At 34.2% G+C, this 19,231-nt stretch carries 13 protein-coding genes; 3 read left to right on the top strand and 10 right to left on the bottom strand.

Features of this window, described 5'->3' with window-relative positions; genetic code table 11:
• Window positions 1-182 precede the first annotated feature (182 nt).
• Window positions 183-416, top strand: coding sequence for a hypothetical protein (locus JGH11_RS13215; RefSeq protein WP_201112551.1), 234 nt, complete (start codon window positions 183-185; stop codon window positions 414-416).
• Between the two features lie 465 nt (window positions 417-881).
• Here JGH11_RS13215 and JGH11_RS20585 read toward each other — a convergent pair whose 3' ends face one another.
• From JGH11_RS20585 to JGH11_RS13170, 9 genes are all read right to left on the bottom strand, one after another.
• A complete protein-coding gene (locus JGH11_RS20585) occupies window positions 882-1,139 on the bottom strand; it encodes a transposase (RefSeq protein ID WP_201112549.1) in 258 nt (85 codons plus the stop codon).
• Window positions 1,140-2,028: 889 nt separating this feature from the next.
• A complete protein-coding gene (locus tag JGH11_RS13205; RefSeq protein ID WP_201112547.1) occupies window positions 2,029-4,662 on the bottom strand; it encodes a zinc-dependent metalloprotease in 2,634 nt (877 codons plus the stop codon).
• Between the two features lie 11 nt (window positions 4,663-4,673).
• Complete coding sequence (locus tag JGH11_RS13200; RefSeq protein ID WP_201112555.1) at window positions 4,674-7,301, bottom strand: zinc-dependent metalloprotease; 2,628 nt, start codon at window positions 7,299-7,301, stop codon at window positions 4,674-4,676.
• A gap of 75 nt (window positions 7,302-7,376) precedes the next feature.
• Window positions 7,377-8,969, bottom strand: a complete 1,593-nt coding sequence (locus tag JGH11_RS13195; protein ID WP_201112545.1) for a PKD-like family lipoprotein — start codon at window positions 8,967-8,969, stop codon at window positions 7,377-7,379.
• Window positions 8,970-8,973: 4 nt separating this feature from the next.
• Window positions 8,974-9,819, bottom strand: a complete 846-nt coding sequence (locus tag JGH11_RS13190) for a DUF4843 domain-containing protein (RefSeq protein WP_201112543.1) — start codon at window positions 9,817-9,819, stop codon at window positions 8,974-8,976.
• A 27-nt stretch (window positions 9,820-9,846) separates the two neighbouring features.
• The gene (locus tag JGH11_RS13185; RefSeq protein ID WP_201112540.1) at window positions 9,847-11,496 is read right to left on the bottom strand and encodes a RagB/SusD family nutrient uptake outer membrane protein; all 1,650 of its coding nucleotides are present in this window, start codon (window positions 11,494-11,496) and stop codon (window positions 9,847-9,849) included.
• A gap of 21 nt (window positions 11,497-11,517) precedes the next feature.
• Window positions 11,518-14,937, bottom strand: coding sequence for a SusC/RagA family TonB-linked outer membrane protein (locus JGH11_RS13180; protein WP_201112538.1), 3,420 nt, complete (start codon window positions 14,935-14,937; stop codon window positions 11,518-11,520).
• Window positions 14,938-15,080: 143 nt separating this feature from the next.
• Window positions 15,081-16,271, bottom strand: coding sequence for a FecR family protein (locus JGH11_RS13175; protein WP_201112536.1), 1,191 nt, complete (start codon window positions 16,269-16,271; stop codon window positions 15,081-15,083).
• A gap of 119 nt (window positions 16,272-16,390) precedes the next feature.
• Window positions 16,391-16,969, bottom strand: a complete 579-nt coding sequence (locus JGH11_RS13170; RefSeq protein WP_201112533.1) for an RNA polymerase sigma factor — start codon at window positions 16,967-16,969, stop codon at window positions 16,391-16,393.
• 180 nt (window positions 16,970-17,149) lie between these two features.
• On the opposite strand from JGH11_RS13170, the gene JGH11_RS13165 reads away from it, so the two are divergent.
• The gene (locus tag JGH11_RS13165) at window positions 17,150-17,425 is read left to right on the top strand and encodes a hypothetical protein (protein ID WP_201112530.1); all 276 of its coding nucleotides are present in this window, start codon (window positions 17,150-17,152) and stop codon (window positions 17,423-17,425) included.
• 132 nt (window positions 17,426-17,557) lie between these two features.
• Here JGH11_RS13165 and JGH11_RS13160 read toward each other — a convergent pair whose 3' ends face one another.
• Window positions 17,558-17,704: a hypothetical protein gene (locus tag JGH11_RS13160; protein ID WP_201112527.1), complete on the bottom strand. Its 147-nt coding sequence runs from the start codon at window positions 17,702-17,704 to the stop codon at window positions 17,558-17,560.
• A gap of 364 nt (window positions 17,705-18,068) precedes the next feature.
• Here JGH11_RS13160 and JGH11_RS13155 point away from each other — a divergent pair, with 364 nt between their 5' ends.
• Complete coding sequence (locus tag JGH11_RS13155; protein WP_201112553.1) at window positions 18,069-18,434, top strand: glycoside hydrolase domain-containing protein; 366 nt, start codon at window positions 18,069-18,071, stop codon at window positions 18,432-18,434.
• The last annotated feature ends 797 nt before the right edge of the window (window positions 18,435-19,231 follow it).

Raw genomic sequence — 19,231 nt, 5'->3', positions numbered from 1 at the left:
AATGGATACCTAATCCGTAACTCTGTTGTTTCCAAAGTCTATTAATCTAAAAAAATAATTATCTCCAAGCCTTTGAGAGTCATTCTCAAAGACTTTTTGTAAATATGGAACTCGACCAGCCAAAAAGCGCAGAGGCTTTGGTCTTTAAAATGAAATAATTAACAAATAACATCATATACAATATGGATAAAATACTATCAAACAATTCATTATGGGAGAAGCTATCAAAGATTAACGAACCGCTAAACAGATTATCTACCGATCAGAAAGCAGTTAGCAAAGATGCTTATTTTAACTTCAAATTATTCAAAGTTAGAAAATTATCATTTGTAATAGTTGTTCTAGGCTTATTGGTGTTTATACTTACTGTATTTTGTATGAAACAGCAGAATAATTATACACTATTGATCAACTAATGTCATAGAAATATATCAAAATAAATTAGAGATAGAAAAACTACTCCTAAATTACAGCTAAGTCCTGCAAAAATGGTATTCTTAACCTTAAAAATCAATAGATGAGAATACCAAGAAACAATTAAAAACCATTTAACGTGAGTCACGTATCAAAACGATATCCACACGAATTGTCTCAACTCACGTGGATATTTAACACAAACTTTACAAAACTATACATATAATATCAGGTTCAAAACCTAGATACATATTCTAGACTCAAATCACATATATTTAACCCTTGATGCATTTAAGCAATTTGAGTTTTCAGGTTGTTAATATTTCGGTTCATTAATTTGTTATCAATTATATAACTGTCAATGCCATTATCTTGGAAAAGATTCTGTCCTTGAAGCCCTCAAATGATTTGGCATAGTTTCTACGAATCATAAATTGATCACATAGTTGAGAAAATAAAGTTTCAAATTACTTTCTTGATTTTCTAAAGATATAGGCTTGTGGCTTATAGTTCTTGTGATTTCTACGCATTGGTACTTCAAGCTTAATTTGATTAGAAGAAAACAAATCTCTTTGATAGTCAATACTTAAATAGCCTTTATCTCCCAATATTATACAATTCCGGTATAGACTCTTCACATCTTTCAGATAATGAATATCATGTATCGATGCTTGACTTAAATCAAAGTCTATAAGAACGCCATAAATAGTACAAACTGCGTGCAATATATATAGCCGTAATAATTATTGTTTTGTGAGGCACAGTATCCTTTATCGGGAACAGATCCACATGCTTCTTTGCAAATTGACGAACGAGAGCTGCGGCTTAAGGTGCATACTTCCAATGGCATGCTATAGACAATATAATAATCACGAAGACCAATACTGCAAGCCAACTTTTTTCGTAATAAATCTCGATGATAAAATAATCGGTATTTTCAATTATATTATACAGTTATAGAGCAAAACGGAGTTTGGATGCGAAAGATATTAAAGAACTCTTTCAAGGTAATATGGAACATATCGGTGTAGATCGTACCCCGACATTCACGTAATCACCTTATATACAACGTATTATTTAACATAGTTTATCAGGGCAAAATTCAATACTTCTGATCTAGCTTTTGGTCAAATGTCAGAACAGAAGTAAAAGGAGGATGGATTGTATGCAGTTTATATTAGAGTAGCTCATAACAGAAAAAATTCTTACATCCGAACTGACATGCATGTATGTGCATGAAGGTGAATTAAAGGGTGGAATAATCTACAAACAAGAAATGGAGTTGCCGTAAATATCAGACAAATGTGGGCAATGCCAATCTTTAGCTAGAAACAACAGCTCAACAATTTGCAATTAAATTTGGACAGAAATTCAAAATGCTTTAGTTTTATCGCTTGCAGAGACGGATGCTCCCATCTATTAGGCCTAAGAATCCCTAAGCGATGAGTCTTCATTTATTGAAAGAAAAATACTGACACAGTCTAAAGGAACCACTATAAGCAATTGAAAATATTTCGCCGAATTGATGAAATATCTTAATATCAACTTCTTCGACGAAATACCTACTAACTGCAAATACATTGAATACTATATAAACCATGTACCCTTTAAATACTATTTACCTTTCAATATTTTTTGTATTTCAAATTCATAATATGCACAGTAACTTTTCAATAATTCATCATTTGTTATATTTTGTTTATATTTCAAGGCCGAATAAATATCTTTTAGATTTTTGTAATATAGAACACTCAAATCTGGAGCTTTTACATATTGTATATCCATCGTCTTATAAACATTTTGCCAATCTTGATTATTCATATTATCAGAGGATACATTCTCTAACAGCTCAATAAAATCAGATGGTTGTATATTATAGTTTCCTACGCCTGAACTATTCAAATTAGAAAAACCATATATTGCTTTCGTTTGGGATTTCGTTACAGCTTCGGGATTGAAAACTTTTTTAATTTCTGCATTGTAACACATAATAATCCACTCCAGCATTCGCCTATCTGTTAAGTTCATGTTACCTTGAGTACGAAGACCTTTAGTTACATAACGAGTCAAATCATTTAATAAAGTTTCTGCAGAATACGGATCATCTGTAAAACTCCCACTTACAGCAATTACCGGAAGTCTGTTCAATATTTGGACTAATGGAGAAGCAATCAGAGGATTGGTCATATTTGTATAAAAAGCCCCACTTTTTTTAAAATTCTCCTTATTATTAATCCAATTTATCTGCTTTATAGCATCTAAAGCCCGCATTAATATTTCTCTCTGCTTTTTGCTGGAAAGAGTAGTATATACCGGTTTATTTCCGTCCACATCACTATTAATGTAAATACCACCTAATGGATATGCTAAATGCCTTAGCTGTGTTAATGTATGTAAGAATATAAATTCAGGGAACAACATTTTATAGCTGTCATCTGTATCGGGCTTATCAATCCATTCTAAATAATTATCCATTATATATTTGTAGTTTTTCAATGCATATGTAGTTGACTTAATTACATCATTTCCCAATGTATTCCTGATTGCCCGTGGATCTTCTGCAATCTGATTTTGTGAAGGGCGTGGAATAAATTTATATCTTACGTCATCTTTATGTTCATCTATCCATTGAGATAATATTTTTTCTTCGGAAACAGAGTTATCAAGTATAGGTTTATAAAGCCATTTTATTGCAAAATAATCATATACACCCAAATCAGTATTCACCATTTTTACTCCACGCTCCAAATCTCCAGGCTGAGCTACATAATTATATAGAACATCGTCCATAACAGATGCCGACAATCCATTTGTAGAAGTAAACGTGGGTGAACGCAACGAATCTACATCGTACCAAGAACTACCAGCCAAGTTATCTGTTAATCCTAAGCAGAAGCCAGCTTCTTTCAAAATTATAGCAGCTACCGTCTCTTTTAGGATTTCTTTAGGCAATTCGTTATTTCTCACCCGTTTATCTACGGATCCTGTCTGAATAAGCCTATCGCTGTGTATCGGTATAAACATATCTCTGGGAAAATAGAGCGAGGCACTCAATATTTCACCACTTCTAGGATCAGTCTTAATATTTTTAATTATATTTCTCCCAGCTGATTGAATATATTTAATACAATTATAGGTCAGATTATTATTTGCATCAAAAGTCGAATCATTAGCAGGATAAGGAAAAACGGAAATTGTATTCTTGTAACCTATCTTTTCAAAGGCAGCATTCCATTTTTCAAATCCTAATTTAATTCCCTCCATACATTCATCAGAAAAAAGAGTATCTACATAAAAGACTAACGGTTTTATTGGACTGACTAAAGATCCATTTTTATATGCGGTAGTATCCAATAAATCCAGCCTCCATCTTCTTGACACGTAATCATGTTTTAAGCCCTGATTTATTCCATCATATGTCGATATCTGGGTAACACCTGTTCCCACCCTACTGTCTGCAAATCTAAAATCCATGACTTTGTCAGGCAAAAGGCTTATTGTCGTATTCACTGTAAAAGAAAGAGGCTTGGTCAATCCAATTATGTTAGTCGGAACATCTATAGTCATATCAGTATATATCGATATGCTATTGTCATAGGCTGCAACATCGTGTAATATAGTTTTATCATTCTTCGGCTTTGTAGTAAAACTTACTATATAGTTATTACTTTCCATGAAAAAGGGTGTACCATCGAAAACAACAGATAAACTATCCGGAGAAAAAGCCAAAGTCGGTGCCTTAAAGATAATAGAAGGAATATTACTCTTCCTTATAGCACTTTTTACATTCTCATCTTCTTTATTTGTGACCAGTGCGAGTCCGTTTTTACGAGACAGGGTAATAATTGAATCCGTTTTAGAAACAGAAAAAAACAATGTATTATTTGCATTCTGTCCTACGTTCAGTGTTCCAAATTCACTTACTTTATCTAGATGTGATGATAAGATCAGATCTTTATCTATGAGCTCTAAAGGAAATTCGATATAGAGTTTGTCTTCGACTAGATGGAGAGTTATTAATCCTTTAACCGTTTTATATTTCTTTCCTTTAAATATTTTGGTATAAGGTGCCTCTTTTTGTTTAGGTACCGAATCATCACTTATTCCCACTTTTTTTTTCTTTTTTCTAAAAAACGAGGTGCTTATTTCCCTATTATTCTCTTTCAATGCGTCTCCATTACTATATACAAATATCGACGAAGTGAATCCTAGTAAATAAACAATCAGTAGCATATTTCTTTTCATCATATTTGTTTTAATTATTTTATTGTAAGACTATTCTCTATTTGATTCAAAAGGAATTCATAGTGTGCGCGCGTCTCTCCTCCCGAAGATGGAATATTACGTTCAAGCAATGACTGTACACGCAGCACATAGCCAAAGGAGTCGCTAGCAGTTGCCATCGGATAAAACAATCTGAATTCAGGACCCCATTCATATCCTGATACAGGACTAAACATATTATTTTCATTCATAGAACTATAAGTGTGATTGGACCCACAAGAACAAGTGAAACTTACACTATTATTTACGCCCAATTCTTCTGCAATCTGAATGTCTGACGTAAAGGACTTTTTTTCCGTAGGGTCTTCTTTGATTAAATGAGAATTAATCATGAACTGATTTATAAACTCTCGCTGCATCATCATATCCGTACTGCTAGGTTTTCGGCCAGAAATTGTTGATTTCCAGATAAAATTGTAAACATCATCTGCACACTCCTTAAAGCTATATGGATTTGAATCTGCCAAGGTAGAAGAAACCACTACTTTTTGAGGTGCAGAAACAATTCTCTTTATAAGATAGTTATCTATCAAATCATTTACAGAACTGGATATTCCTATTTTCCCTCTCAAAACTAGATTATCGAACCATGAATGGTTCCCTACTTGATCTATGATAAACATCAAAGCTTTCTTTTGGATATCTTTCGGAACACTTTGGTACATATCTCCTTTATCACCTTTCTTTATTTCCTGGAGGTATAATCCTCCAACATTTGCGTACACATGACCTATATACCGTATATATTGTTGAATAATAGCATTGTAAATCTTTTTTCTATAAGAATAATCTTCATCGTCGTCATGAACCCATGAATCTAAATTATAAGTTATAAATTCAAGATTTCTTATTCCATATTCAGATGCTTTCATTGCATCATCTCCTAAATCTTCTACTTGGGATCTTGGGTCGTACGTCCAGTATATTTGCTGTTTTCCATAATGATAGAGAAAATCTCCCGATCGCTCGGTAATCCATTGAGATAGTATATTAGACTCTTCTTCGTACGTTTTATCAGGAAATGCTGTATACAACCATTTTATTGAAAATTTATCATATTCACCAAAACGTGGAGGGGTCATTTTCACTCCTTTTTGATAATCTCCCTGCTGTGCCACATAATTATATCGAGCATAATCCATTATAGAAGATGTTGTTCCATATTTCTGTGTGAAAGTCGGAGAACGTAGCGAGTCAACGGGAAAAACGGCCGATCCGCTCATGTTGTGCATTAATCCCAAACAGTGGCCTATCTCATGTGCTATAACATAGCGGAGTCCATCTCCAATTATTTCATCCGGGATTTTTTTTCGTCTCACATCATTGACAGTTTGGGCTGTCTGGACAAAAATCCAGTTGTTCAATAATTCTATTATATTGTGATACACATATACCGAAGCTGTTATTATCTCTCCCGATCTTGGATCGGTCCATGATGGGCCCATTGCGTTGGCTATTCCTATAGGAGCATAACGAATACAGGAATATTTTAGATTGTCAGGATCAAAAACTGAATCATTTTGAGGAAAATCCTTCGCCAGAATTGTATTCTTAAAACCTATTTCCTCAAATACTTCATTCCATTGTTCCACTCCTTCTTTTATATATTTCTTCCATTTTTCAGGAAAAGTATTATCAATATAAAAGACTATAGGTTTTTGGGGTTCGACCTTTTCTTTCCTCAAATATGCATCTTTGTCAGAAGGAGTCAGGTCCCACCTATTAGAAAAGAAGGTAGCCCTCATAGCTTGATCGTTTTCATTCAAAAGATACTTTCCTGTTGGAAATATTGCCATTCGATAATCCCCATAACGTGGTCTGTAAGGCTTATCTTTCAACAACATAATGGAACGTGTTACCACAGCTGTAAAGGGTACATCCTTCGCTGCATCTTTTCCATCTGCTGTTTTCAGACTATATGTATATGATAAATGGCTCTGTATGGTCACATTATCTGAAAATGCTTTGATTTCCCCCAAAAAAGATTTATCTCTCTGATATGATTCTGTTCTTTTATAGCCAGACATGGCATATAAGCTCAACTGATCGAATGGTGACATCTCCTTGTTATCACTCACAAAAAAATCTGTCATGTCAAATACTATAGCCAAGCTATCGGGCGAATAGGCCGAAATTTTCATATTCTTAATCACTGCGCCTATAGTGCTCTGGTCAATAGCTTTTGCTATATTGGAATCTTCGTTGTTTGAAATATAGTTAGAATTTATACTCCTAAGTTGGACATTCTTCTCTTGTTTCGTAAACTCAACATACAAAGGAGCCGAAGGTTTGGAACCAACTATAGCGTTAGCATTATTACTGATTTGTGAAACTGTAGACCCAATTAGCATTTCTTTATTTAAGAGAGTAATAGGAAGTTCAAAATACAGCTTTCCTTTGACGTTATGCAGTGTTATTAGGCCTTTTACAGTGAGGTGTTTTTCTTTAAACAGTTTTTCATAATCTGTCTCTTTCTTTGTTTTTGTGCTGTCTATAGACGTTTTTGGAGCCTTCTTTTTCTTAAAAAAAAGAAAGCCTTGTGCTGAACCAGACATAAAAAAAAAGGTCAGCGTTACCATCAGAAATAAGCTTTTTTTTACCATTTTATTTTCTTCTATTAAAAATTTATCCATTTTTTTAAAAGTCCGGATATCACATCCGGACTTTTAAAGTAGTGTTTATTTTCCTTGTGTACCCAAGGCGGTTATCCGGCTAAATCCACCGAATGTTTTTTCGACGGAAGATGCTTCTAACGCTCCTGCTAAATTAGTGATTGCTAGAGCATATACTTTCCCTTCCTGTGTCGTTTCGTTATATGTCGCTACAAATAATTGATTTCCATTCTCATTCATAGGTGTATAATCATCTTTGGCATTTAAAACATACCATGCTTCATGAAAGAGTTTGATTGTCGTTATTACTTCTCCTGCCGGAGGAGTAAAACGAGATGTCGCACTAACCGAAGAGGCCGAAAAATATGCGGAATACACAGCTGATGGCGTAGCATAATAAACTACATCCTTGTTCTCACAGGTTTCAAAACTAATTGCCTGATCTATATCGGGACACGCTTGTGTAGCATATTTTGACGCTGACTTGAATACCTGATTGGAGTTTTCATCATAATCTGCGATTATACTGTAAAAAGCAATTTCTCCGGTTGTTTTATCCTTCAGCGCATGCATATATACACCATTTGTGCCAACCCCGGCCGAAAGAGGCTGCATATTCGGCATACTGAGGGGGTTGTATGCGTTCACAACACTCTCATCGTATGTTACATCCGAAAAAGATAAATTGGAAAACAGTCCACCCTTAACGCACGCAAAACGGCTTAAAGTTTCGTCATAATAAGTCATGAAAGAATCATATGCAGTTACGGAGGCAATATAATCACTTACATAATATTTTATCTGAGTTGAACCCGGTGCTGTATAATTTATATAACTTGTAAATATATCAGATTGAGAACCTTGTCCATAATTTATAAAATATAAACGTCCATCGTCAACATAAATCATATGTTGATTTATACTATAAGAAAACGCCTGAGGCTTTTTTACTGATGGTGGGTTTACAAACAATTGGTCATAAGAAGAAGCCACCATGTAGGTTTCAGGATCTATTGAGAAAAAATCATCTTCTGTCAAAGTGAATATCTTATATGTGGACATATTACTCAACATGGTCTTTCCGAATTGTATTTTTTTTACTAATCCGTTAATATTAAAACCGTTCGCTGCTGAGAAATTGTTTCGTTTATATAAGACCTCACCCGTATATCCTGATGAGAAGTATCTAGATCTGACAAGTGAAATATCGGAAGTCATCCCATCTTTTGTATCAGCAACAATCAATCCGTCTCCAGAAGTGCTGATAATGCGTACGTCCCAATAAACATGGTGTTGCAGATTTGTTTGATGATCAGTAATGACTAACCATAATGTGTATGGCAGAGAATTGGGACGACGGACAATAGGTTCGTTTATATCTTTATCCCTACTTAGAACAACGTAATCTTCTACCCTCGGCATTAAGTTCAACCTCCATTCGTAAGACAAATCAGGATTACTGTCCCCATCTTTTGTTATAGTGGTATTTACACTATAAACAAGGCCTTGCTGTATTTCAACGAGGGAAAAAGGTTCGCCTAATTCCGGAATACTTACTTTTATCTCACCAATTTCTATTGATGCATCAGTACTCTGATCTTCGTAGCACGAGATGAAACCTAGACTTAAAATAACTGATATAAATATTATTTTCTTCATTTTCCTACAAATTATAAGGATTTATCTTTATAAGAGGTTCTTCTGGATACAGGGAAATAATATCACCGGAAGAGTTGTATCTGACCGCATCTTTACTGTGTCTTAACGGAACAGAAGGATGGGCTTCATTGTAATCATATACATATTGTTGCAATGCTCGAATCATCGAAGAAAAAATCGGTGTTCCCGGGACTATCATTGGATACTGTTCCAATATTTCAGGTGTAGTACCTAAATAACCGTAAAAATTTAATGGTTTATCTCCCCATACTTCAATCATTATTTGATACAGTTTGGTACTATATACCCCCCTGACTGTGGAACCTGTTTCTGTAGTAATATATGAAACATAATTACCTAAATTCCTTTTTTCCCACCATTCCGGTTTTGGTAAAAATGCATCCCATATGACCAACGTCTGCTGGCGGGATAATAATCCGGCCTGCAGTTCTGTTCCTTCAATCAGTTCTAAGCCTAGAGTATATTTATCATTCAATATGTCATCCACATTATATAACTTCAACTTAAGCTCTCCTTTTAAGGAATCCGCTTTGACTACACCCTCTAACACCTCATATTTTTCAAATGGAGCAGTAGTGGTATCACTTAAAACCCTGGCAGAAAATGTTCTGTCATGAGATACCTTCGGGCCTATTAATGTAACTGGAATGGATACAGTCATCGAAGGCTGATCCATAAAGTAGAAAAATGAGAACTGACTAGCCATCGATGAAAACTGTATTGCAGAGTCTTCCTCTTTATATGTTTTTATTTCATCCTTTTCACAACAAGCAAGCATTAAGAGAAATACCGCTAACAATAATTTCACTATATAACTTAATATTTTCATGATTACATCTGAGTTTTAACTATTATTTTACTGTACCCTGTTCCCATATAATATTTCATCATCAGGATATGGTATAAGAAATATATCATCATTAAAGCCATAATTTTCTATTCCTCTATAGCCACCAGATATTCCGTAGTCGGTAGGATCCAGAATATTTAACCGTTTGTAGTAGTAAAACAATTGTCCTTCACCCGAAAACTCCCTTATATATTCTTTTGTCAGTTCACTTTGCACTGAAACGATCAACCTCGGATCTATTTTCTTCTCCAGTCCCCTATGAAACCGTACTTGATCTAATATATCGAGGGCTTTCGATTCATTATTGTGATGGATATAGTACTCGGCAAGAATATAATACATTTCAGATATTTTCAGCAATGGAATTCTATTTTTCCTATAATTAACATCGTTGTAATTCTCTGGCTGATAATATTTTTTCAGATAATATACATTTCCCATTGAAGAAGATGATGAAAATTCAAAATGATATTTCAAGCGATAATCTGCTTCACCGATGCCTGCTATAGGATTACCGCTGCCTAATAAACTTAAGGGAATCAATCCGGAGGCATCTGCCTCCGGATGATTAGGCGCGTAATAGTATCCTGATTTACCCCAATATCCCGACTCAAATATGCTTTCTTCAAAATCCTTCCGGGCGATATAGCTCACCATATTATAGGTATCTTGCTCAGGATCAATCATATATGGATTAAATATAGCTTTTAAGCTGTATACATCGAGAGCAAACAGATGCTCTACCCCGAAAGTTCTGTCAACGAGAGTAAGATTGGTAGATGATATATCCGAATATGTAATCCATTTATATGCTGTTCCTTCTTCTTTTGTAAGATCACTAGCTATTTTAAAAGCTTCTTCCAAACCCGCATTACTACCTTCCCACATATAGGCCCGGGCTAATAGTGCCTGTACGGCATAATAGTTTAAGCGGCGATCCCGATTATCCCAGAATCCATCTATGTTAATATCGTCGTAGTAGCTGGACGGATGTAAATTCCGTACTGGGTCATCCTCTAAATTAGACAATGCCTCTTTAATGTCTTTTATTACAAGTGACATCGTCTCATTATAAGGCAGCTGCGGTGTCAATTCTTTTGAATAAACAGTTACATAAGGAATAGTAAGCCGCATCTCATAATCTGCTCTATTCGATAAATTCCCATAGCCGAACATTCGCATAAGATCAAGGTGGATATATGCTCTAAGCCCAAGCAATTCTCCTTTTATCAGTTTCTTACTTTTAGCATTCAGTACATTACTTTGGTTCTCCACATTTTTGAGTGCGTTATTTATATTAGCAATTGTTTGATACGACTCATTCCAAATAGGATTTATATATTTTTCTTTTACACTATTAGCGGAATAAACATGGCGCACAATATAATATGGCTCTGAAGAAGTAGAGTTGTTCTTAACATAAGGAATAGCTAGCAAGTCCGCAAAGTGCCATGTCATTTTCTTTGCATAAAGATCTTCCGAAGCCATCTTGATATAGATCCCAATTAAAGCCTCTCTGAAACCAGATTCGGTTTCATATAGTTCCTCAGAGGTCAGTTGTGAAGAGGGACTCTCACTAAGCCAATCTTTACATGAACTCATTGATATAATGGTCATGCCTATCAATATATATATAAATTTTAACTTTATTTTCATGTTTATTAGGTATAGATATTATTAAAATGTTCCGGTAATAGAGAATGACATATTTCTAGCAAAAGGGTAGTTTGTACCTCTCTCTACCTTAATGGAAGAGAAAGTAGCAATATCATTTAAATAGAAAGTAAATCTGAGCTGCTTCATCTTTAACATTTCCAACAATCGTCCAGATACATTGTAATAGGCCGATATTGATGAAATGGTAAATTCGTTTCTATCTTGTATAAACCGGGTGGTTGCACGTGTCACATTATCTTGAGTCTTGTTCGTCTCAGGGTTAAATGCCCTCGCCAATATAGAATATTGGGCATTTTGTCCTGGAGTTTGCCATCTTCCGGTTAAAACTCTCCTGTCTACATTATATTTGATATCTACATTCTCGACCTTATCTACTAGTGTATAATTATACATTTTACCTCCACCTAGAAAAGTTCCGTTCAGTGTAAGTCCAAATCCTTTATACTCTCCATTTATCGAGACATTACCCCTATATTTAGGATCTTGAGAGCCGCTATAAACCATATCTGAAGATTTCCATACATATGTAAGATTTCCATCTTGCCCTCTGAATATTTCACAGCCTGTCATAGGGTCTATTCCTAACGATGGTACTGCCCAAATAGCATTCATAGGCATACCATCTTGATAGATCAATACGGGACGATTAGTTTCTGTACCTTCAGCTTTCTCCATTTGCCTTTTATTAAAGGCCCTCAAGGCTTCAGATATTTCGACTATTTTATTATTATTTGTAGCTATTTTTCCGCGAATATTTAGAAACCCTTCTTTGTTTTGGATAACAGTATAGCCTAAATCGACTTCTATACCTCGATTACGTACTCGTCCTATGTTCTCTGAAACTGTCGAAAATCCTATCGATGGAGCAACAGATAAATTAGTAGTCAGGTTAGATCGTTCAGTATTGTAATAGTCGAATACCAAAGACAACCCTTTATAGACAAACTGCAACCCTAAGTTTATATCCTTTGATTTTTCCCATCTCAAAAAAGGATTTTCCATATTGTTGAGTATAACTCCTGTAAAACCTTGGTAAAAAGCCGAATTGAAATACCTGTATGTAGCATATGAAACATTCTGATTAGCGTTCTGGTTCCCCGAAGTTCCATACGAAGCCCTAAGTTTCAGCATACTAAGATCTTTTATTCCTTTCATGAAATTTTCGTTATGTATATTCCAACCAGCTCCTACGCTCCAGAAGGTGCCCCAAGGATTATCGCTTCCGAACACTGAAGCTCCATTAAAGCGAAGGGTTAAATCTGTCAGGAAGCGGTCGTCATAACTATAGTTTATATTTTCAAGAAAGCCCATATTTCGTTTTAAGGCATCATACGATACAGGGACTGTATTCTCTGCATATTGACGGGCAAATCCTATATTATTACCCTTGTTACTAGGGAATCCAGTAGCTTGTATCATAGTTTCATTAAAACTCTTTTCCTCAATTTCAAAAACCGTATTTGAACTAAAGTTATGTTTATTGAGCAAAAGATTGTATTGTAAATTGAGCTTACCCTCTATTGAGGATGACTTACCATTGGTGAGTTCATACATTCCCTTTTTCAAGCGAGCTTCTTCAGTGTTATTATATTCATTTCCTAAAAACATAGAATGATTTGACGGATAAAATTCTTCATCGTCCAATCGCTGTGAAGAAACGCTGATTGATCCAATAGCTTTGAGTCCTTTGAATAAATCTGCTTCGATATAAAAATTATTAGAAAAATGCAGATAAGAATTTCGTAAGACTGTATTTAACGATGCGTCATACAATGGGTTGCCTATTTTTTCATTGTTACTTCTCAGCCCTTCAAATGTTCTTGTTAAATCGCCGGTAGTTGCATCATATGGATCCCAGTATGGATTCATCATGGTATAAGTATTAAAATTCCCATATTTCGAGTCATTTTGCTTATTATCGTCAATACTCATTATATTACGGAACAGAACATTTTTATGCCTGTATGAAAGATTTAAGGCTCCGGATATTGTTGTATTATCTGACCCTTTCATTACACCGTCAACCCTCTTATATGAAAAATCAGCAATACTTTTCAAATTCTTTTCTCCCATTTCAACACCTATATAATGTTGTGTGCCTACGCCTGTTCTCAACGGCTTTGATAACCAATATGTACTCTTTCTTGTAAGAGCAGAACGAAGACGTTCATTATACTGTTGCTTGTTATCTATTTTATCTTCGAGATAAGTTCCTGCATTATAATAACCTTCAATATCCTCTACGCGCAACTTTTCCAATGCATTTGTCAAGTCGTAACTTGTAAGATCTGGAATCTGAAAAGATACACTACCGTTGTAAGTAACACGGGTTTCGTTATCGTACATCCGTTTAGTCTCTATTATAATAACGCCATTGGCTGCTTTGGAACCATATATTGCTTTAGCTGCCGCATCTTTCAGTATAGTAGCTCCTGCTATGCGTGACATATCCATGTTTATTATCTTTTCGAGTGTGGTTTCAAAACCGTCCAATATAAATAGAGGTGCATTAGGGTTACCAACGAACGTACTCTTGAAAGCCATACCGCTTTCATCTAGCGGGAATGTACTTACACCACGAATGACCATATCGGGTAAAGTATTTGGGTCTGATCCCATTTCGAAATTCGTAAAAATATTGAGGGAAGGATCCAAGCTTTTCAAACTTTGAATAACATTCTGATTTCCAACCTGTAACAATTCTTTTCCAGTAAAAGATGTAGTAGAACCGGTATAGCTCTCGGCCCTTCGAGTAAATAAGCCTGTAACAACGACGTCTTCTAATTGTAAGGAGCTTGGCTTGAGCTTGATCAAAGCAGAACTTCTTAGTTCTACTATCTGTGTCTCATACCCTATATATGAGACTATAAGGTTTATATCCTGATTATCTACAATCAAGCTAAACTGCCCATTTTCACCTGTCATTGTTCCTCCGGCATTCGTTCCTTGAACGGTTACCGTTGCCCCCGGAAGAGTTTCTCCATTCTCGTCAACTACGACTCCTTGTATAGCGAAAGATCTGCCTCTTTGAGTGGTATGTGTTTCCTTTTGGGGTTTCTTGTATATTATCAGTTGGCGTCCATTAATTGCAAATGTATTTTCCGTATTTGCCAATAAGGTGTTAAGTATCTCTGAAATCGTTTTATTCTCAAACTTAAAGTTCAATTTTTCTTTTGACTTTTCTACAATCTCATCTTGATAGAAAAACAAGAATTCGCTCTTCTTCTCCAACTCCGCTAAAGCTTCACTAAGCGACTTATTTTTTATTTCTATTGTAATTTTCTTTACTGAATCCTGATTTTCATCGGCATTAACATAATCAACCCTTATAAATAAAAAGCAAAATATCAGAAAATAGGGTATTGTATTCAGGGTGAAAAGATAAGTTGCCTTTTTCACCTTCTCTCGAAAATATTTCATATATTTGTGTGTTCTATATATTATACAATATTTGTATAATTCGTTCCTAAGTGGGCAATATTCGTGGTATTGCCCACTTTCGAATTTACAAATCTCTCTGATTAAATGAGGTGTTTGTTTATTTCATATACAATAATATTTTTTTAAGGTTTAACTTCTCTAAATTTATATATTCCTTCTTCATATTGGTATTTGAGTGATGTCGCTAATGACAGGTCTTGCAATACTGAACTAAGGTCATCCTTCAAATCTAAGCTTCCGCTACATGTTAACTTACTTACTATTTCTTCACATTCTATTTTGACTCCGTAATACTTGGATAGTCTCATCAGTATCATTTCTAAAGATGTCTGTCTAAATTTATAAACACCGTCAATCCACGATGTATAGTTGGATGTATTAACTGTCGTAATGGAATTGTCTGTAGGTGACACTAGCAACAGCTGATTCGGACTTAATATGATACCAGATGGATTTCCTCTTTTCATTAAAACCTTCACAGATCCTTCTACTAAAACTACAAATTTATTTGGCTCATTATCATGTACGGCTATATCAAACTTAGTGCCTAGCACTTGCACCGACATATCGTTCGATCTAACAATAAAAGGTCTCTTTGCATCATGGAAAATATCTGCATAAATCTCGCCATCTACATATATCTCCCGTTTGTTTCCTGTAAATTCTTCAGGATAAACGACTCTAGTTCCTGCGTTCACCCATATTATACTACCATCTATAAGCTGCAATCGTGAACGTTTCCCATAAGGCACAATTAACTGATTAAGGTTTGCATGTGCTTTCTTATTCGGAAGAATAATAGTGTCATCATTAATTTTTGTGTTTCCATCTTTCGTATGGTTAATAACTGCCTCATCTGAATTTAAAGTTATTTTAATATCATTAATAACTACCTGAATATTATTAGAGGGCGCAACTCTCTCTATTGTATTAAAATCATAATCACTTGCAAATAGAATTGAATCCTGTTTTTCTTTACTATTGAAATTCAGAAGAATCACGATTCCTAATATACATGCAGCCATTCCAATAGCGATTGAATATGTAGTGATAAGCTTCTTTTTCTTTTTATTAGTTTCCGAAATCCTATTCCACAATAAATGTAGATTCTCATCCACATCCGGATTTTCACATTCATTCATTTTTAGCACGAAGGCTTTTGCTTGATTATAAACCTCTTCACTTAATTTATTCTCTTGAATAAGTTTTTCCCAATATAAATCCGTTATTGGTGTAGAATGAAATACTGATTGCAGAAACAAATCATTATGCAACAAATCTTCTACACCATAATTAACACATTCTTTGTTCATAATTGGTATGGTACAAATACAACTTTACTATATAGGACAAAAAAAATATCAAAAAGTACTTATGTTTTTATATATATTTTTTCAATTAAATTAAAATATCTAAAAACTAAATAGGATATTCAAATATAAAAAAATATACTTATAAGCAGCGATAATGAAATATTTGGAAAGGTTTCTCTAATTTTTATAATAGCAGTTTGTACTATATTTTTTACCGATTGAGGCTTTATGTCCATTAGTTCGGAGATATCTTTATATGATAATTGTTCTACAAATCGGTGATATATAGCTTCCTTCTGGCGTGGAGATAGAATATTGTTTATTTGTGATAAAAAATTCTTTTTTTGTAATACAAGTTCTTTTTTTATCATTTGCTCTTCAACATTAGTTACCGTAAATGCAACTGATTTTACCAACTCTAAGTCAAATATTTTTATTTTTTTATTATTGATATTCAGTAGTTCATTTTTCAGTGTAATATATAAATAGAGCTTTATATTTTCTACCTGAGGTAGTTTTTTTCGATTACTATATAATCGAACGAATACATCATGAATGGCATCCTCAACACATTTATTATCAGACGAGAATCGTAATCCATAATAATACATCTGCTTAGCATATAATTCATATATTCTTGCATAAGCATATGACTGCCCATCCAAAAAATCCTGCCAAAGAGAAATATCCTTATCCATACATTTATTATTCCATCAATCACATAAATTCATATCATTTTTCCATGTGAATATACATTCTTCATACAAAAATAACATAAATTAGAATAGTTTAGACGATTTTTATTAAAGATTCGTCTAATAGATATCCTTATATTACCCTTTCGAATTTTTTGTTTCAAACAGATTAATTGCTAACTAATGTCTTTTTCTGAAATAGATCGTCGAAGAAAATGTAAACCAATGGACGGACAAAACAAGAAAAAAGGAATTACGGTTCCCCGGTTATTAAGACAAGCAATCATTCAAGACTATTTGAGTGGACGAAAGAGCTCCTATATGCTAAGTATAGAACATGGGGTCGATCAAAAGAACATAAGTAAGATGGTTCATCATTACCAACAAAAAAATGGTATTATCTTAGCTGAAAGTATTACAGTACCGATTATGGAACGTAAAAAGAAACAGCAGGAGTAGATTTATCCCTTAAGTTGAAAAATGAGGATTTAAAACGTCAATTGAAACTGGTACAACTCAAACTTGAAGGTTATCAGATCATGGGTGATAAACCAAAATATTTATCAAGCTCATCTTTACTTTGTGCCACAATCAAGCGGAAAGGCTTTTAACAAATTCTTCTTTATAACGAATTGTTTTCTTCTTGGTTGTCTTAGGCAAACCTGTGTATAGGTTAACCTTAGAGTCTTTGAGTAGAAACAGAGTTCCTAAATCAGAATCGGAATCCTCCGTTATCATAGATTCTATTTCTACATATTTACGATTTTCTTTTGATCTTACAACAAAAGGTATAGACTCATTACTAAAATCTTTGATTGTCCAGATGGATTGGATTGTAATCCTCTATCTAAAAATATAAAAATTGAGATGGTCTTTCTCTTGTTTTACATGGCTGTTGACAACTTCTGGTAAAGCAACATCTTCATTCGAGTATGTTGAATGCGTAAATAGTTTAGCTTCACAAGGTAATACCCCATCAAAAGTAATAGTATATTTAATTGACTTTTTCCATTTTTGTGATCAAGATAGGAGGTAAATCTATTTCTGATGCTATAGTAGCCAAGCTGGTGTACAAAGCGTTTAGAGTTGAACCTTATAGAAAATCACTCATGGTAATGAACCAGGTCATCACACTATATATTTATATCCATTTATTGGGGAACAGTGGAAAACGGCCAATAAAGCACGTTACATAATGAAAAATATGTATAGGAATATGCCGAATGGGCTTGAGGGTAATGAAGACTGTAGTCAAATGTCGTCGTGGTATATATTCTCATCACTCGGTTTCTATCCTGTTTATCCATTCAATGGTGTATTTGTATTTGGAAGCCCTCTATTTGACAAGGCTTCAATTTCCCTTCCTCAGAACAGGAAATTTGAAATTGAAGTAATTAATAACTCTTCTGACAATATTTATATTCAATCTGTTACATTGATAACGAGCCTTACGAAGAGAGTTATATAACCCATGATAAGATTTATTGCAGGTGGTAAACTTGTTTTTAAGATGGGTAGAGAACCAAATTTTAATTATGGAAAGACTAAGGAAACTCGTTCTAAATCTTATAATGAGGTAATAAAAGTAGATAGGAGATATTAGATGGTTATCTCTTAAATCAACAAGTCACTATATTTTATTGATATAGTGACTTGTTGATTTAAAAAGTGACAATAGAGCGGATCATTAGATTTTAACATTGCTCCTTTATCTATCGATTTCAGTCATCCACTTTTTCTATATTGTTGCTATGATTCGTAAGGATATCCTTCTGATACAAGCCATGAAGAGAGTAATACAAACCCTTAAAGGCACAATTGGAATTTCGCAGATTACCCCCTGTTTTCTGACGTTCATTTGAAAGAATGAAGTATTCTTATCTTCGCCGTCGATATTAAGTGTAACGAACTTTAATTGGTCATGAGTGACATTATGGAACTCAGCATACGATAAAGAAGTATAGCAACTGAACAGAAAGTACCCTAATTCAGGATTCTATTCTTTCACCTTATTGATCAGGTTACGGTAATTAGAAAGCGCCTGGTCTTGACAATCTTAACAGGTTGATTTCGTTTTCAATGGAAACATAAAAATTAGTATTCTCGTAATTCTTATCACAGAATTTCCCTGCGAATTCCTTGGTAGACAGAAGTTAATTAAAATAATTAAGAAGAATATTTTCAGCTTTTAGGTACTGTTCGCTGAGGATTCTGTTATAATACGAGTAGTTTTTGTCACCTGACAAAACTAATTCTCTTTTAACA

It is taken from the genome of Dysgonomonas sp. Marseille-P4677 (assembly GCF_016652235.1).
Taxonomy (GTDB): domain Bacteria; phylum Bacteroidota; class Bacteroidia; order Bacteroidales; family Dysgonomonadaceae; genus Dysgonomonas.
This window is presented reverse-complemented; position numbering and strand designations above follow the sequence as displayed.

Coding starts and splice junctions, on each gene's coding strand:
- JGH11_RS13215 (WP_201112551.1), top strand. CDS start 183: ATGGATAAAATACTATCAAACAATTCATTATGGGAGAAGCTATCAAAG.
- JGH11_RS13205 (WP_201112547.1), bottom strand. CDS start 4,662: ATGATGAAAAGAAATATGCTACTGATTGTTTATTTACTAGGATTCACT.
- JGH11_RS13200 (WP_201112555.1), bottom strand. CDS start 7,301: ATGGTAAAAAAAAGCTTATTTCTGATGGTAACGCTGACCTTTTTTTTT.
- JGH11_RS13195 (WP_201112545.1), bottom strand. CDS start 8,969: ATGAAGAAAATAATATTTATATCAGTTATTTTAAGTCTAGGTTTCATC.
- JGH11_RS13190 (WP_201112543.1), bottom strand. CDS start 9,819: ATGAAAATATTAAGTTATATAGTGAAATTATTGTTAGCGGTATTTCTC.
- JGH11_RS13185 (WP_201112540.1), bottom strand. CDS start 11,496: ATGAAAATAAAGTTAAAATTTATATATATATTGATAGGCATGACCATT.
- JGH11_RS13180 (WP_201112538.1), bottom strand. CDS start 14,937: ATGAAATATTTTCGAGAGAAGGTGAAAAAGGCAACTTATCTTTTCACC.
- JGH11_RS13175 (WP_201112536.1), bottom strand. CDS start 16,271: ATGAACAAAGAATGTGTTAATTATGGTGTAGAAGATTTGTTGCATAAT.
- JGH11_RS13170 (WP_201112533.1), bottom strand. CDS start 16,969: ATGGATAAGGATATTTCTCTTTGGCAGGATTTTTTGGATGGGCAGTCA.
- JGH11_RS13165 (WP_201112530.1), top strand. CDS start 17,150: ATGTCTTTTTCTGAAATAGATCGTCGAAGAAAATGTAAACCAATGGAC.
- JGH11_RS13160 (WP_201112527.1), bottom strand. CDS start 17,704: ATGATAACGGAGGATTCCGATTCTGATTTAGGAACTCTGTTTCTACTC.